15 protein-coding genes are annotated in these 16,604 nt (G+C 59.9%); 9 read left to right on the forward strand and 6 right to left on the reverse strand.

Translation table 11 applies throughout. The features are described 5' to 3' along the window. The first annotated feature begins 8 nt into the window (after positions 1-8). Both PH547_RS06400 and PH547_RS06405 read left to right on the forward strand, forming a co-directional pair. Complete coding sequence (locus tag PH547_RS06400; RefSeq protein WP_285167805.1) at positions 9-1,433, forward strand: cytochrome c family protein; 1,425 nt, start codon at positions 9-11, stop codon at positions 1,431-1,433. After that, entirely contained in the window at positions 1,430-3,181 is a 1,752-nt protein-coding gene (locus PH547_RS06405) for a CRTAC1 family protein (RefSeq protein WP_104823865.1), read from the forward strand. The genes PH547_RS06400 and PH547_RS06405 overlap by 4 nt, the downstream gene beginning before the upstream one ends. 83 nt (positions 3,182-3,264) lie before the next feature. Here the strand turns inward: PH547_RS06405 and PH547_RS06410 are convergent, their stop codons facing one another. The 4 genes from PH547_RS06410 to iolG all read right to left on the reverse strand — a co-directional run bounded on the left by PH547_RS06410 (position 3,265) and on the right by iolG (position 5,847). Further along, entirely contained in the window at positions 3,265-3,888 is a 624-nt protein-coding gene (locus PH547_RS06410; protein ID WP_104823864.1) for an ATP-dependent Clp protease proteolytic subunit, read from the reverse strand. Between the two features lie 44 nt (positions 3,889-3,932). Continuing rightward, complete coding sequence (locus PH547_RS06415; protein WP_104823863.1) at positions 3,933-4,292, reverse strand: SRPBCC family protein; 360 nt, start codon at positions 4,290-4,292, stop codon at positions 3,933-3,935. Continuing rightward, positions 4,289-4,603 (reverse strand): ArsR/SmtB family transcription factor, encoded by a 315-nt coding sequence (locus PH547_RS06420; protein ID WP_104823862.1) that lies wholly within the window; start codon positions 4,601-4,603, stop codon positions 4,289-4,291. Before PH547_RS06420 ends, PH547_RS06415 begins: the two co-directional genes overlap by 4 nt. 251 nt (positions 4,604-4,854) lie before the next feature. Then, positions 4,855-5,847, reverse strand: a complete 993-nt coding sequence (gene iolG / locus PH547_RS06425) for an inositol 2-dehydrogenase (protein ID WP_104823861.1) — start codon at positions 5,845-5,847, stop codon at positions 4,855-4,857. Positions 5,848-6,092: 245 nt separating this feature from the next. Between iolG and PH547_RS06430 the strand changes: the two genes are divergently transcribed. Beyond that, a complete protein-coding gene (locus PH547_RS06430; protein ID WP_104823860.1) occupies positions 6,093-6,353 on the forward strand; it encodes a hypothetical protein in 261 nt (86 codons plus the stop codon). Here the strand turns inward: PH547_RS06430 and PH547_RS06435 are convergent, their stop codons facing one another. Both PH547_RS06435 and PH547_RS06440 read right to left on the reverse strand, forming a co-directional pair. Continuing rightward, on the reverse strand, positions 6,354-6,824 hold the full coding sequence (locus PH547_RS06435; protein ID WP_104823859.1) for a hypothetical protein: 471 nt from the start codon (positions 6,822-6,824) through the stop codon (positions 6,354-6,356). 108 nt (positions 6,825-6,932) lie between these two features. Next, positions 6,933-7,940, reverse strand: a complete 1,008-nt coding sequence (locus tag PH547_RS06440) for a LysR family transcriptional regulator (RefSeq protein ID WP_104825171.1) — start codon at positions 7,938-7,940, stop codon at positions 6,933-6,935. A 272-nt stretch (positions 7,941-8,212) separates the two neighbouring features. Here PH547_RS06440 and chvE point away from each other — a divergent pair, with 272 nt between their 5' ends. The 6 genes from chvE to araD all read left to right on the forward strand — a co-directional run bounded on the left by chvE (position 8,213) and on the right by araD (position 16,557). Then, positions 8,213-9,277 carry a multiple monosaccharide ABC transporter substrate-binding protein gene (gene chvE / locus PH547_RS06445; protein WP_028751801.1) on the forward strand — a complete coding sequence of 355 codons (1,065 nt, stop codon included), beginning with the start codon at positions 8,213-8,215 and terminating at the stop codon, positions 9,275-9,277. A 105-nt stretch (positions 9,278-9,382) separates the two neighbouring features. Further along, positions 9,383-10,918 (forward strand): multiple monosaccharide ABC transporter ATP-binding protein, encoded by a 1,536-nt coding sequence (gene mmsA / locus PH547_RS06450; RefSeq protein WP_104823858.1) that lies wholly within the window; start codon positions 9,383-9,385, stop codon positions 10,916-10,918. Then, the gene (mmsB, locus tag PH547_RS06455; protein ID WP_104823857.1) at positions 10,918-12,129 is read left to right on the forward strand and encodes a multiple monosaccharide ABC transporter permease; all 1,212 of its coding nucleotides are present in this window, start codon (positions 10,918-10,920) and stop codon (positions 12,127-12,129) included. The genes mmsA and mmsB overlap by 1 nt, the downstream gene beginning before the upstream one ends. Before the next feature lie 120 nt (positions 12,130-12,249). Further along, complete coding sequence (araD1, locus tag PH547_RS06460; RefSeq protein WP_104825170.1) at positions 12,250-13,248, forward strand: AraD1 family protein; 999 nt, start codon at positions 12,250-12,252, stop codon at positions 13,246-13,248. A 66-nt stretch (positions 13,249-13,314) separates the two neighbouring features. Further along, positions 13,315-14,748 (forward strand): aldehyde dehydrogenase family protein, encoded by a 1,434-nt coding sequence (locus PH547_RS06465; RefSeq protein ID WP_285167806.1) that lies wholly within the window; start codon positions 13,315-13,317, stop codon positions 14,746-14,748. A gap of 63 nt (positions 14,749-14,811) precedes the next feature. After that, a complete protein-coding gene (araD, locus tag PH547_RS06470) occupies positions 14,812-16,557 on the forward strand; it encodes an L-arabinonate dehydratase (RefSeq protein ID WP_104823855.1) in 1,746 nt (581 codons plus the stop codon). Positions 16,558-16,604 lie beyond the last annotated feature (47 nt).

Consider the following 16,604-nt stretch of genomic DNA (forward strand, 5'->3'; position numbering starts at 1 on the left):
AGGGGACTATGAAACGAATGGCACTCGTGTGCCTCTGTCTTGCCGCGACGGGATTGCCGGCGATCGCGTCGCAGCCTTGGGAGGAAAAAACGGAGGCGCTGGGCCAGGCCGGCGCCGAGGTTTCCGGCCACCAGACGGTCGAGCAACTCAAAAATCTCATCAAGATCGGCGAAGCGCTGTTTACGGCACGCTTCACAGTCGAGGACGGGGCAGGGCGTCCCGGCGCTACGCAGGCGATCGTGCCGACCAAGCGCAAGCATCCGGTGATGAACGAATTCAGCCGCACGGCCGGTGTCGACGCCAATGCCTGTTCCTCCTGCCATAACATGCCGTTTCCCGGTGGCGCCGGCGATTTCACCACCAATGTTTTCGTGTCCGAAGGTTTCGAGAGCGCGGATTTCGACACGACCGATCCGCAATTCTCCAATGAGCGCGGCACCAACAGCCTGTTCGGCGATGGTCTGATCGAGCTTCTGGCGCGGGAGATGACCGTTGATCTGCAGCGCCAGCGCGCCAACGCCATTACGCTTGCGGCGAAAACTGGCCAGCCGCAGCGCATCGCACTCGAGACCAAGGGCGTGAAGTTCGGCTGGTTGACCGCGCAACCCAATGGCTTGGTCGATATGCAGGAGCTGGAGGGTATCGACATGGATCTTGTCATCCGCCCCTTCAGCCAGAAAGGCGTGATGACCTCGCTGCGGCAGTTCACCGTCAACGCGTTGAACCAGCATCACGGCATGGAGCCGGTGGAGCGCTTCGGCGGCCGATGGACGGGGACCCGGGATTTCGATGGCGACGGACATGCCGATGAGATCAGCAACGGCGATGTTTCGGCGATGGTTGCCTGGCAGGCGACCTTGCCGGCGCCGGTGCGGAAGGTGCCGGATAATGCCCAATGGCGCGATATGGCGGCGGCGGGCGAAAAGCTGTTCGACGGCATGGGCTGCACGGCCTGCCACAGAACAAGCCTGCCGCTCGACAGTCTCTCCTTCTCCGATCCCGGGCCGAACGATGTTGCCGGCACGCTGAGCGTCTCGCAGGTGAAAGACCCGGCAATCTACGACCTGTCGCAGCTCGACTGGACGAAGAAGCTGAAGCGCAATGACAAGGGGCAGGTGCTGGTGCCGCTGTTTGGCGATCTCAAGCGCCACACCATGACCGACAGCAGCGTCGACCAGCTCGGCAACGAGCTTTTGGCGCAGCGCTTTGTCGATCGCAATATCTTCATGACGGCGGAGCTTTGGGGCGTGGCCTCGACGCCGCCCTATGGCCATCGCAACGACATCACCACGCTCGACGGCGTGATCCGCGCCCATGGCGGCGACGGTCGCACCGCCCGCGACACCTATGTCGGCGCGTCCGACGAGGATCGCGCCCGCATCATCGCTTTCCTCAAGACGCTGGTCATCGAGCAGGCAGGGGTGAACCAATGAAGAAGATTGCAACCTTGCTGGCCATAGCCAGCTTGATTTCCTTCTCGTTCGCGCCCGGCAGCTTTGCCGAGGACACGGCCGCGCCGGCACCCTTCCTGATGGATGTCCCGCATTTCCAGGAGGAAGCGGTCGCCGCCGGCATTGACCATCAATATACCGGCGGCTGGGAGTATTTCGTCGGCGGCGGCGTCGCCAGCTTCGATTGCAACGGCGATCGCAAGCCCGACCTGATGATGGCCGGCGGCACCAGTCCGCTGGCGCTTTATGTCAATGAAAGCGAGACGGGCGGCGCACTGAAATTCAAAGCGAAGCCGATCAATCTTTCCGACAAGGATATCCGGTCCGTTCTCGGCGTCTATCCGATCGATATCGACAATGACGGCTATACGGATGTCGTTCTGTTGCGGCTCGGTGAAAATATCATCCTCAAGGGCGGTCCGGACTGTACCTTCGAAAAGGCCAATCGCACCTTCGCCTTTGACGGCGGCAAGGACTGGACGGTCGCGTTTGCGGCCACGTGGGAAGCCGGCAATAAATATCCTACTCTTGCTTTCGGCAATTATGTCGATCGCTACGCGCCAGGGACGCCCTTCGGCACCTGCAGCGACAATGTTTTCGATCGTCCTACCAGCAACGACAAGGTCGACTATTCCAATCCGTTGCCGCTGAAGCCGAGCTATTGCACGTTGTCGATGCTGTTTACCGATTGGAATCATTCGGGCCAGGATTCGCTGCGCGTTGCCAATGACCGGCAATATTATCGCGGCGGACAGGAGCAGCTCTGGGACATCGCGCCCGGACGGCCGCCGCGGCAATATACGACCGCAGAAGGCTGGGCCTCATTGAAGATCTGGGGCATGGGCCTTGCGGAAGCCGATCCGAAGGCAGACGGCAGGCCGGAATATTTCATCACCTCGATGGGCGATAACAAGCTGCAGGAGCTTGATGACGAGGCGGATAACGACAGCCCGACCTATCGCGACACCGCCTATGAAAAGGGGGTAGCCGCCTATCGGCCCTATACCGGCAAGGACCACAGGCCTTCGACGGCCTGGCACGCGCAGTTTGCCGATATCAACAACGATACCAACATGGATCTATTCCTGACCAAGGGCAATGTCGAGGCCATGCCGGATTTTGCCAGCAGCGATCCGGACAATCTCCTGCTCGGCGGCTTCGATGGCAAGTTCACCGAAAAGGGGGACGAGGCCGGCATTGCGCTTCCCGGCAAGGGGCGCGGGGCGGTGGTCGAGGATTTCAATAATGACGGCATGCTCGACATCCTCGTCGTCAACCGCATGCAGCGGGCCTTCCTGTTCCGCAATCTCGGTGCAAAGACAGAGTGGGGCTATCGCCCGCTCGGCAATTGGACCGAAATCGAATTAGACAACGGCCCGATCAACCATGTGGGCATCGGCGCCACCATCAATGTCCGGGCGGGCACACAAACGCAGGTGCAGCGCGTGCAGATTGGCGGCGGTCATGCGTCGGGCCATGTCGGCTTCACGCATTTCGGTCTTGGCACCAATGAACGCGCCGTGGTGCGTGTGCAGTGGCCGGACGGGGAGTGGAGCCAGCCTTATCGCATCTTCGCCAACCAGCATGTCGTTATCAAGCGGGGCGCCACATCGGCCAAATACTGGTTTGCGCCGCCGGGAAACGGGAATGAGACTGCCGCGGCTGAGCCAGCTATTGCAGCGCCGATACCTGCTGGGCAGCAGGTAGGCGATCAACCGGTGACGAAGTAGATAATCAGAAGAGAAGGCCGGGCAACCGGCCTTCAATCAAATGTGCAACCTCATTCATTAGGGGTCGTAGCGCCGTTTTTAAATCAATCCGCCAAACCCATATGCTGATCCTCTTTGCGAACATGGAGAATGCGGTCGATCAATCCCCATTCCAAAGCTTCTTCCGCCGTCATGAAGTGGTCGCGGTCCATGCCGCGTTCAAATTCGTCATAGGAACGGCCGCAATGCTCGGCGTAGAGCCGCGTCATGCGATGCTTGGTACGTTTGATTTCCTCGGCGTGGATGAGCATGTCGGAGGCCTGACCCTGGAAGCCGCCCAAAGGTTGGTGGATATGGATGCTAGCATTGGGCAGGGCGGTGCGCTGGCCGGGCTCTCCCGCCATCAGCAGGAACGATCCCATCGAACGAGCCGTCCCCATGCAAAGGGTCTGCACTGGCGCGCGGATGTAGCGCATCGTGTCGTACATGGCGAGGCCGCTGGTCACGACGCCACCCGGCGAATTGATGTAGAGGCTGATCGGCTTCTTCGGATTTTCCGCCTCGAGAAACAGTAGTTGCGCGCAGACCAGGGCCGAAACGGCATCGTTCACCTCACCATTCAGGAAGATGATCCTCTCGCGCAGCAGGCGGGAATAGATGTCGAAAGACCGCTCTCCCATGCTGGATTGTTCAACGACCATAGGGACGAGTTGCATCGCTTCGCGCATCGGCAATCTCCAATATCACTGAAATTGTTGGTGGATTTGGCGTGTCAGGCGGCGCGCATAACGGAGAAGCCGTTGTTGTTTGCCGCAGCTTTTGCAGTCCTTCGAAGCCTCACATCATCAAGTTCGTGGATGATCCGCAGACTCGTACCGCCGCTTGCGTTCGGGGTTATCCTGAACGTCACGGTGCTTTCGAGGAATGGTGGCGCGTCATCGCGCAGCCTGTAGCGGACTTCTTCGCCCGGTGTGACGGAAATCGCGTCGGGATTGGCCAAAGCTTCCCTCGGCAGCCAGTTTTCACGAAGTTCAGGGGTGCTGACCGCGCGCCAGACCTTTTGCGGTGGCTCGTTGAGGTCGTATTCGAGTTCGATGCCGTTTTCCCGCACGAGGGGCTTCAGGTCGTTCATTGGTCCATATCCTTCAGCAAGACCTTGAGAGCTTCGATCCGGGCAGGCCAGTAGGCGCGGTATTTCGCCAGCCATTGGGCGATGAGGGCCAGCCCTTCCGGATCGACTTCGTAGTTCACGAAACGCCCCTGGCGCTCTTCTCTGACCAACCCGGCGCTCCGCAGGACCGCAAGGTGCTGGGACATCGCCGGCTGGCTGATTTCCATGCCTTCGCGCAGACCGCTGGCGTTCATGCTGCCGACAGCAAGCTTTTCAAAAATGGCGCGACGGGTCGGATCGGCCAAAGCCCGGAATATCTCGTTCTCTATCATGGCAACAGATAAGCATGGACTTATGATCATGGCAACAGATAAGCATGGACTTATGTGATTCGCAAGGGCTTTCGGTGGCGGCTCATGGCTGATGAGTTTCCGTTGCCGATTGCCGGCGACAGACTGTCGAGCGCTTGCGACAAATCATGATCATGCGCTGCGGCGGGGCGGGCCAAAGAAAAATCCGCCGCGAAGTGCTTCGCGGCGGACTTATTGGAAGAGCCTTAGCCCTTGGGGAATCGGGCGGCTGCTCAGTCGACCTTAACCAACTTCCCGTCCTTCACGGATTGAACCGCGGCGTCAGCAAGCTTCAGCGCCGCAAGGCCGTCAGCGCCGGATGGCGTGATCGCGGCGCCCTTTTCTACGGCGGCGATGAAGCTCGCGATCTCGTTGGCATAGGCTTCGGTATAGCGGGTCATGAAGAAGTCGTGCAGGGGCGGGCGGGTATAGCCGTCGCCGTTGGCGACTTCGATGGAGAAGGGGCGCTGGTTTTCGGCCGCGACCATGCCCTTCGAGCCATGGATCTCGATGCGCTGATCGTAGCCATAGGTGGCGCGGCGGGAATTGGAGATGATCGCCTGCTTGCCCGAAGCCGTCTGCAGGATGACGGAGACGCTGTCGTAATCGCCGGCTTCGCCGATCGCCTTGTCGACGAGGACTGCAGCGGTTGCGGTGACGGCGACCGGCTCTTCGCCGAGCAGGAAGCGGGCCATGTCGAAATCATGGATGGTCATGTCGCGGAAAATGCCGCCGGAGCGCTTGATATAGTCGACCGGCGGGGCGCCGGGATCGCGCGAGGTGATCGTCACCATCTCGACCGCGCCGATGCGGCCGTCATCGATGGCCTTCTTGACCGCCATGAAATGCGGGTCGAAGCGACGATTGAAGCCGACCATCAGCTTGCCCTTCGCCTCTTCAACCACCTTGATACAGGCCTTTACGCGGGCAACATCGAGATCGATAGGCTTTTCGCAGAAAATTGCCTTGCCGGCACGGGCGAAGCGCTCGATAAGATCGGCGTGCGTGTCGGTCGGCGTGCAGATCACGACGGCGTCTATGTCCTTGGCGGCTTCGATCGCTTCGATGGTGCGGACTTCGCAGCCATAGGCGGAGGAAATTGCTTCGGCAGCGGCTGGAAACGCATCCGCCACTGCAACGAGCTTGGCGTTTGCATCGCCACTCACGGCCTTTGCGTGCACTTTACCGATGCGCCCGGCGCCGAGCAGACCAAATCTGACAGTCATCTTCACCTCCCTAATTCGGAACAAATAAACCGAATAATGATCCGTATGGAATTTTCATTCCATTTTCCAATGGCGGCGTCAAGCCGCCGTCATTTCACAATTCCGAAATTCATGTCGCGAAAATGGCTTTTCCTCAAATCGCCGCCTCGTGCCAATTTGATCAACAGGATCTCTCGCAAAACCACTTCGCACTTTTCGGGATCATGCGCTAAAGACAGGATCTCTCCAACAGGCGAACGTGACTCATGAAACTGATCGATCCCAACCATCCCGCCTATAAGCCGCTTTGGGTGCGGGTTCTGATCGTTGCCGTCTGCTTCGGCTGGGCGATCGTCGAGGCTTTGGGGCCGCAGCCCTTTTGGGCCGTCCTCGCGGGCGGCCTTGGTGTCTACGCCGCCTGGATGCTGCTTTTCAGCTTCAATCCGCAGCCGCCCAAGGCCGAGGCTGAAAGCGCTGCTGCGAGTGATGAGGCGGATGATGACGAGCCGACGGACGAGAAGAAGTAGCTAGCGCGCGAGACGCCGGATGGCCTCGTCGATCAATTGATTGGCAATCATCATGCGTGTCGTTGCCTGCTCTCGAAAGGCTGGAGCGACGCTGTCCGGATGATTGGACTTGGCGAAAGCGCGGCGTTTTTCGTGGAGAGACTGAAGGGTGGTCTGCGAAGAGATCGCCAGTTCGGCCGCTACCTCCTCCCGCGAAGTTCGTGCGAGATAGTCCGGCATTGCCGGCGGCTCTGGCTCCTTCGCTTCGGGCTCCGGTGGCATTGGCTCCTGCGAAGGGATGTCGTTGCCGAGATTATCGACATAGGCATCGTCCGGACGGGAGGACGCCGCTGGCTCGCCACCGAAAACGGTTGCGGCAAAGCTCACGTTGAGGCCGCGGATGCGATGCGCCGCCTCATCCTTCTCAGTGTTTTCTTCTTCCGCATCGAGACGATCGAGGACGGATTGAAACAGCGATTGCCCGAACAACATGTCTGCCTCCAACGATGTCCGGGATAGCCGCGCAAGTTGGTGTGGAGCTTATGACAGTGAGCTGATCGCGAGCCGGAGGGCCACCGGACGGAAACCGTTACGCGGTTTTCAGGCCGGATCGAGGGTCCTGCTTTCCTCCAGGATCATGTCGTGCAGCAGCCGGGCGCTCGGCGGCATGGCGCGCTCTCGGGCGGTAATCAGGCTGTAGGGTTTCACGTCGATCTCGAAATCGATCGGCAGGATGCAGGATTCGCCGGCTTGCGATGACTGCCCGCACATGAACTGCGCCATATCGAGCGCGACGGGTGTTATCGCGTCCGTCTTGCAGACGATGGCAAGCGTCAGCAGCAGCGAAGAGGTGTTGATGATGTTTTCCGGCAAGGGCACGCCAGCCCGGATGAAGATGTCTTCCACCTTGCGCCGCAACAATGTACCCGGCGGCTGGAAGACCCAGTCATAGGCCGGCAGGTCCTCGAGGCTGGCAACGCCCTTCTCCAGCAGCGGATGGCCGTTGCGGACCACGAGACAGGCTTTCTCCACGCCGATTTCATGGGCGGCAAACAGGCGCGGATCGAGCTCGTCGGGAATGCGGCTGATGATGAAGTCATGCCGGGCGGCGAGCAGTTCACGCGCCAGCACGTTGCTGGTCTCCACTTCGATATTGATCTCGATGCCGGGATAGGCGCGCGTCACACGCTGGATCGCCGGCACGACGAGGCTGATCGCAGGTGCGGTGACGGCGCCGAGAAAGACCGAGCCGCCTTTGCCGGTTCTAAGCTCGCCGATCTCGCGGTTCACCTCGCGCAGTTCGAGCAGGATCTTGCGTGCCCGCTTCGCCAGCGCCAAGCCGAAGGGGGTCAGCACGACGCCGCGTGCAACACGTTCGTAGAGCGGACTTTTGACGATCGACTCCATTTCTGACAGCATGCGCGAAGCCGCAGGTTGCGAGATGTTCATCGACTCAGCGGCGGCCGAAATCTGCCCATGGTCCTCGATTGTGACGATCATGCGCAGGTGATTGAGCTTCAAACCCGCTTTGAGCAGCGTATCGTCGCGAAAACTGTCGGAATGAATCTCGATGCTTTCGCTCGGATAATCGCTATATATTTTCTCCATCATGGCCAAATTTCCCATTCGTCGGCAAAAAAGTACTATTTTTTAACATTATACCAAATTAGGTATATGTTGTGCCAGTTATTCTATTTGACAGTTATACGAAATCGTACGAGTTTGCCGGTCGTGCGCTGGGTGCAGCTCATGCACGTGAGAGCGTGGAGGAGACCTACTTCGTTTCTCACAATTGGAAGTAACCATTCCTTCTACGGAACCTGCCGCAGTTTCGGGCGGGCGTTTTTTCGTCCGCCGCATTATTAACAAGGGAGAGAGTAATGAAATCCATTATCTCATTGATGGCGGCCGCTGCGTTCAGCGTCGCTACTCTGGTGGCGCCTGCCTTCGCGGCGGACAAGGGCACCGTCGGTATTTCCATGCCGACCAAGGCTTCGGCTCGCTGGATCGATGATGGCAACAACATCGTCAAGCAGCTCCAGGCTGCCGGCTACGGCACCGACCTGCAGTACGGCGACGACGACATTCCGAACCAGCTCTCGCAGATCGAGAACATGGTCACCAAGGGCGTCAAGGTTCTGGTCATCGCCGCAATCGACGGCACGACCCTGTCCGACGTTCTGCAGAAGGCTCATGACGCCGGCATCAAGGTCATCGCCTATGACCGCCTGATCCGCGACAGCGGCAACGTCGACTACTACGCCACCTTCGACAACTTCAAGGTCGGTGTTCTCCAGGCTAACTCGATCGTCGACGGCCTCGGCCTCAAGGACGGCAAGGGCCCGTTCAACATCGAGCTCTTCGGCGGTTCGCCGGACGACAACAACGCCTTCTTCTTCTATGACGGCGCAATGTCCGTCCTGAAGCCGTACATCGACAGCGGCAAGCTGGTCGTTAAGTCCGGTCAGATGGGCATGGACAAGGTTGGCACGCTGCGTTGGGATCCGGCAACGGCTCAGGCTCGCATGGACAACCTGCTGTCGGCCAACTACACCGACGCTCACGTCAACGCCGTTCTGTCTCCGTACGACGGTCTGTCCATCGGCATCATCTCCTCGCTCAAGGGCGTAGGCTATGGCACTGCCGACCTGCCGCTGCCGATCGTTACCGGTCAGGACTCCGAAATTCCGTCGGTTAAGTCCATCATCGCTGGCCAGCAGCACTCCACGATCTTCAAGGACACCCGTGACCTCGCAAAGGTCACCGTCAACATGGTCAACGCTCTGATGGAAGGCAAGACGCCGGAAGTCAACGACACGAAGACCTACGACAACGGTGTCAAGGTCGTTCCGTCCTACCTGCTGACCCCGGTTGCTGTTGACAAGACCAACTACGAGAAGGTTCTCGTCGAGAGCGGCTATTACAAGGCTGATCAGCTGAAGTAATCTTCCGACATACCGGCCAGGGCTCGCCGAAAGGTGGGCCCTGGCTCTGATATTTATGACGATCGCCCGGTCTGCTATGTTCGGGCGTGGCGTTGGATACGGACAATGGACAATACCATCCTCGAAATGCGGAGCATCACCAAGTCGTTCCCCGGTGTGAACGCTTTGGAAAATGTCAATCTGAAAGTCCGGCAGGGCGAAATCCACGCTTTGGTGGGCGAAAACGGGGCCGGCAAGTCCACCCTGATGAAGGTACTCTCGGGTGTTTATCCGGCCGGCAGCTATGACGGCGACATCTTCTATGATGGCGCGGTCCGCCAGTTCAAGACCATCAAGGACTCCGAAGAAGTCGGCATCATCATCATCCATCAGGAGCTGGCGCTTGTGCCGCTTCTGTCGATTGCGGAAAACATCTTCCTGGGCAACGAAGTCGGCGCCAAGGGCGTGATCAACTGGCAGGAAACGTTCAACCGCACCAAGCAGCTCCTCGCCAAGGTTGGCCTGAAGGAATCTCCGAACACGCTCGTGACCGACATCGGTGTCGGCAAGCAGCAGCTCGTCGAGATCGCCAAGGCCCTGTCGAAGAGCGTGAAGCTTCTTATTCTCGACGAGCCGACCGCATCGCTCAACGAAAACGATTCGGATGCGCTCCTCAATCTCCTCATGGAATTCCGCAACCAGGGAATCACCTCGATCATCATCACGCACAAGCTCAACGAAGTGCGCAAGGTGGCCGATCAGATCACGGTATTGCGCGACGGCATGACGGTAAAGGCACTGAACTGTCACGAGGAAGAGATCAGCGAAGACATCATCATTCGCAACATGGTCGGACGCGAGCTCGCCGACCGCTATCCGCCGCGCTCGGTGCCGATCGGCGAGACCATCTTCGAAGTCAAGAACTGGAATGCCTTCCACCAGCAGCATCGCGACCGCCAGGTTCTGCACAATATCAACATCAATGTGCGCAAGGGCGAAGTGGTCGGCATTGCCGGCCTGATGGGCGCCGGCCGCACCGAATTCGCCATGAGCGTCTTCGGCAAGTCCTATGGCCATAAGGTCAGCGGCGAGGTGTTGGTCGAAGGCAAGCCGGTGGATGTCAGCACGGTGCGCAGGGCGATCGACGCGGGTCTTGCCTATGTCACCGAGGACCGCAAGCAGCTCGGCCTCGTCCTCAACGAAAGCATCCTGCACAACACGACGCTCGCCAACCTCTTCGGCATCTCCAAGGCGACCGTAATCGACGACATCCGCGAACTGCAGGTCGCGACAAACTACCGTTCCAAGCTGCGTATCCGCAGCTCCGGTGTGTTCCAGGAAGCGGTCAATCTTTCCGGCGGCAACCAGCAGAAGGTGGTGCTGTCGAAGTGGCTGTTCTCCGATCCCGAGGTGCTCATCCTCGACGAGCCGACGCGAGGCATCGACGTCGGCGCCAAATACGAAATCTATTCCATCATCAACCAGCTTGCCGCCGACGGGAAGGGCGTTCTGATGATCTCATCGGAAATGCCTGAACTTCTCGGCACTTGCGACCGCATCTACGTCATGAACGAAGGACGGATCGTCGCCGAACTGCCGAAGGGAGAGGCGAGCCAGGAAACTATCATGCGCGCTATCATGCGCTCAGGGGAGAAGCACTAATGACTACGGCCAGCCCAGCCACAGAAGATACCAGCCACGTGGTTTCCATTGGCGAATACATCCGCAACAACATCCGGGAATACGGCATGTTGATCGCACTGATCGCGATCATGCTGTTTTTCCAGATTTCGACCGGCGGCGTTCTCTTCAGACCCCTGAACCTGACCAACCTTATCCTGCAGAATTCGTTTATCGTCATCGTGGCGCTCGGCATGCTGCTGGTGATCGTCGCAGGCCATATCGACCTGTCGGTCGGCTCGATAGTCGGCTTCATCGGCGCCGTTGCGGCCATTCTCATTGCCGAGTGGCACATGAATTATGTGCTGGCGACGGTGATCTGCCTTGCGCTCGGCGGCGCGGTTGGTGCTGCCCAGGGCTATTTCATCGCCTATCACCGCATCCCGTCTTTCATCGTGACGCTTGCGGGCATGCTGATCTTCCGCGGCTTGACCCTTTCGGTCATGACGGCTGCAGGCAGCGGTACCAGCATCGGTCCGTTCCCGCCGGACTATCAGTTGATCAGCACCGGCTTCATTCCCGACTTCATCGACATGGGGACGGTTCACTCCACCTCGCTGCTGCTGTCGGTCATTATCCCGGTCGTTCTCTTCGTTCTCGCCTGGCGTCGCCGTCAGGTCAATGAAAGCCACGGCATCGATGTCGAGCCTTTCAGCTTCTTCATCGTGCAGAACCTGCTCGTCAGCGTCGCGATCCTGGTCCTCGGCTACCTCCTTTCGTCTTATAAGGGCCTGCCGAACGTCTTGATCCTCATGCTGGTGCTGATTGCGGGCTACGCCTTCGTCACGCGCCGCACGACCATCGGCCGCCGCATCTACGCCATGGGCGGCAATGAAAAAGCGACCAAGCTGTCGGGTATCAACACCCAGCGCCTGAGCTTCTACACCTTCGTCAACATCGGCGTGCTTGCCGGTCTGGCCGGTATTATCGTTGCCACGCGTCTGAACTCAGCAACCGCCAAGGGCGGCACGGGTCTCGAACTCGACGTCATCGCGGCCTGCTTCATCGGCGGCGCCTCCGCCTCCGGCGGCGTTGGCAAGATCACTGGTGCCGTCATCGGCGCCTTCATCATGGGCGTCATGAACAACGGCATGTCGCTGCACGGTCTGGGTACGGACTACCAGCAGATGGTCAAGGGTGCGGTGCTCCTCGCTGCCGTCTTCCTCGACGTCTACAATAAGAACCGGGGCTGATCGCGGCTCACGCGACCAGCCAACGATCTAAAATCAAATCCACGACAGAGTCCGGCTCTCGCTGAGAGCCGGAGCGGTAGACTGCATCCGGCCTCTGTCTATTAGGAAAGGATGAAAAACATGCTCATTTCCCAGATCAAGGGTTCGAACGGCGGGATCGTCGTCGCCGTGCGCAATGGGCCGGGCACTCCCGCCAAGGCTGTTGTGAATGCCGAAAGCGTCTATGCGCTCGCCATGGAAGCCGCTGATAACGACAAATCTCTCGTCTCCGTCATCGAGGCGCATGGGCTTGGCGAAGCGATCGATCTGGAAAAAGCATATGCCGAAGGCCGTTTCCTGCCGCCGATCACCCATCCCGATGCCGCCCACTTGCATCTGACCGGTACCGGCCTGACGCATCTCGGCTCCGCTGCGACCCGCGATTCCATGCACAAGAAGACCGCGGAAGCTGCTGAGGAGACGCTGACCGACTCCATGAAGATGTTCAAGATGGGCATCGAAGGCGGCAAGCCGAAGGACGGCGAAAAGGGCGTGCAGCCGGAATGGTTTTATAAGGGCAACGGCTATGGCGCGGCGGCACCGGGCTCGGCACTCATCTCTCCGTCTTTCGCGCTCGACGGCGGCGAGGAGCCGGAAATGGCAGGCATTTATGTCATCGCCAAGGACGGTACGCCGTTCCGCATCGGCTTTGCGCTCTCGAACGAATTTTCCGATCACGTCACCGAGCGGATCAACTATCTCTATCTCGCCCATTCCAAGCTGCGCCCGGCAAGCTTCGGTCCGGAAATCCGCATCGGCGCCGCACCAGAAGACATCAGGGGCACCTCGCGCATCAAGCGCGGCGACAAAGTGATCTTCGAAAAGCCCTTCCTCTCGGGCGAGGCGAACATGTCGCATACTTTCGCCAATCTCGAATACCATCATTTCAAGTATGGCCTGTTCCGCATTCCCGGCGACGTTCATGTCCACATGTTCGGCACGGCAACGCTCTCGTTCGCGGAAGGCATCAAAACGGAAGTGGGCGATGTCTTCGAAATCGAAGTGGCCGAATTCGGCCTGCCGCTGCGCAATCGACTTGCCATTGCCGCCGAGGACAAGGTGGCGATCCGCCAGCTCTAACACGTCGAAGCCGGCTGCCTCAGTGTGGCCGGCCGTTTCCGAGAAGATCCAGAGAGGCATGAAGCCATGACCATTCATCAGAATCTGATCGCCGGCGAATGGACCGGTACGACCGGCGCCGAGAATATCAATCCGTCTGATACCAACGAAGTCGTCGGCCTCTATGCCAGCGCCAGCGTGCAGGACGTTGCCGACGCCATTGCTGCGGCCAAAGCCGCTTTTCCGGCCTGGTCGCGTTCGGGCATTCTCGAGCGCCATACCATCCTGAAGAAGGTCGGCGACGAGATACTGGCGCGCAAGGATGAGCTCGGCGCGCTGCTCGCCCGCGAGGAAGGCAAGACGCTTCCAGAGGCGATCGGCGAAACGATCCGTGCCGCGCAGATCTTCGAATTCTTCGCCGGCGAGGCCCTGCGCCTTGCAGGGGAAGTGGTTCCTTCGGTGCGCCCGAACATCGGTGTCGAAATCACCCGCGAGCCGCTCGGCGTTATCGGCATCATCACGCCTTGGAACTTCCCGATCGCCATTCCAGCCTGGAAGATTGCCCCCGCGCTCTGCTACGGCAATACCGTCGTCTTCAAGCCGGCTGATCTCGTGCCTGGCTGTTCCTGGGCGATCGTCGATATTCTCCACCGCGCCGGCCTGCCGAAGGGTGTCTTGAACCTCGTTATGGGCAAGGGCTCGGTCGTCGGTCAGGCGATGCTCGACAGCCCGGTTCTTTCCGGCATCACCTTCACCGGTTCGGTCGGCACGGGCAAGCGCGTGGCGCTTTCCTCCGTCGAGCATGGCCGCAAGTATCAGCTCGAAATGGGCGGCAAGAACCCGATGATCGTGCTTGACGATGCCGATCTGACGGTTGCCGTCGAAGCGGCGGCAAATTCCGCCTTCTTCTCGACCGGCCAGCGCTGCACGGCTTCTTCGCGCCTGATCGTCACCGAAGGCATTCACGACCGGTTCGTGGCGGCGCTGACGGAGAAGCTGAAGACGCTGAATGTCGACAATGCCATCAAGGCCGGCACGCATATCGGTCCTGTGGTCGATGCCAAGCAGTTGAAGACCGACACGGATTATATCGAGATCGGCAAGCAGGAAGGCGCCAAGCTCGCCTTTGGCGGCGAACTCGTCAGCCGCGACACACCCGGCTTCTACCTGCAGCCGACGCTGTTTACCGAAGCGACGAACCAGATGCGCATCAGCCGCGAAGAGATCTTCGGGCCGGTCGCCTCGGTCATCCGGGTGAAGGACTACGACGAGGCGCTGGCAACGGCCAACGATACGCCGTTCGGCCTGTCCTCCGGCATTGCCACGACCAGCCTGAAGTATGCGACGCATTTCAAGCGCAATGCGGAAGCCGGCATGGTGATGGTGAACCTGCCGACCGCTGGCGTCGATTTCCACGTGCCGTTCGGCGGCCGCAAGGGCTCGTCCTTCGGTCCGCGCGAACAGGGCAAATATGCCGCCGAATTCTTCACAACCGTCAAAACCGCTTACACGCTCGCCTGACGATCGAATCCAAAGCCCGGGCGCGAACGAGGCGGCCTGGGCGACGCAAAGGGTACTGAGACAATGAAAAAGAAAGCTGAATGGCCGCGCAAGCTGCGCTCCTATGATTGGTTCGGCGGCACCGGCAAGAACGCGATCATGCATCGCTCCTGGATGAAGAACCAGGGCCTGCCTGCCGATACGTTCGACGGCCGTCCGATCATCGGCATCTGTAATACCTGGTCGGAGCTGACGCCCTGCAACGCGCATCTGCGCGATCTTGCAGAGCGAGTGAAGCGCGGTGTTTACGAGGCGGGTGGTTTCCCCGTCGAATTCCCGGTCTTTTCCGTCGGCGAAAGCACGCTGCGCCCGACGGCGATGATGTTCCGCAACCTAGCGGCCATGGACGTGGAAGAAGCGATCCGCGGCAATCCGGTCGATGGCGTCGTGCTGCTCGGCGGCTGCGACAAGACTACGCCGAGCCTGCTGATGGGGGCTGCATCGGTCGATATTCCGGTTATTCTCGTTTCCGGCGGTCCGATGCTGAACGGCAAGTGGCGTGGCAAGGATGTCGGTTCCGGCACGGCGATCTGGCAGTTCTCGGAAATGGTGAAGTCCGGCGAGATGTCGCTGGACGAATTCATGGATGCCGAGCAGGGCATGGCCCGCTCGGCTGGTAGCTGTATGACCATGGGTACGGCCTCGACCATGGCGTCGATGGCCGAAGCGCTCGGAATGACGCTGCCCGGCAACGCTGCCATCCCGGCTGTCGATGCGCGTCGCCGCGTCATCTCGCAGCTTTCCGGTCGCCGCATCGTCGACATGGTCAAGGAAGATCTGAAGCCTTCCGACATTCTGACCAAGGAAGCCTTCGAAAACGCGATCCGCGTCAATGGCGCCGTCGGCGGTTCGACCAATGCCGTTCTGCATCTGCTGGCGCTTGCCGGCCGCGTCGGCGTCGATCTGTCGCTGGACGATTGGGATCGCCTCGGCCGCGAAGTGCCGACGATCGTCAACCTGCAGCCGTCGGGCAAGCACCTGATGGAAGAGTTCTACTATGCCGGCGGCCTGCCCGTCGTCATCAAGGCGGTTGGCGAGATGGGCCTGCTGCATAAGGACGCCATCACGGTCACCGGCGACACGATCTGGGCTGGCGTCAAGGATGTGGTCAACTACAATGACGACGTCATTGTTCCGCGGGAGAAGGCGCTGACGCAGTCGGGCGGCATCGCCGTTCTGCGCGGCAACCTCGCGCCGAAGGGCGCTGTTCTGAAGCCTTCGGCCGCTTCGCCGCACCTGATGCAGCACAAGGGCCGCGCCGTCGTCTTCGAAAGCATCGAAGACTATCACGCCCGCATCAATCGCGACGATCTCGACATCGACGAGAACTGCGTCATGGTGCTGAAGTACTGCGGCCCGAAGGGTTATCCGGGCATGGCCGAAGTCGGCAACATGGGCTTGCCGCCGAAGGTGCTGAAGAAGGGCATCACCGACATGATCCGCATCTCCGATGCGCGCATGTCCGGCACGGCCTACGGCACCGTCATCCTGCACACTGCTCCGGAAGCTGCCGATGGTGGCCCGCTGGCGCTTGTTCAGAACGGCGACATCATCGCCGTCGATGTTCCGGCCCGCACCATCCAGCTTGAGGTGTCGGACGAGGAACTGGCGAAGCGCCGCGCCGCCTGGGTATCCCCGGTCAAGCCGCTCGCCGGCGGCTACGGCGGTCTCTATGTGAAGTCGGTCATGCAGGCCGATACGGGCGCCGACCTCGACTTCCTCGTCGGTCCGCGCGGCTCGGAAATCCCGAACAACCGCGACAGCCACTAAGAGTGATGCTTGAAATTGGAAAGGGGCGGGATGGAAGTTCCGCCCCT

The organism is Rhizobium cerradonense (genome assembly GCF_030182455.1).
In the GTDB taxonomy this organism is placed as follows: domain Bacteria; phylum Pseudomonadota; class Alphaproteobacteria; order Rhizobiales; family Rhizobiaceae; genus Rhizobium.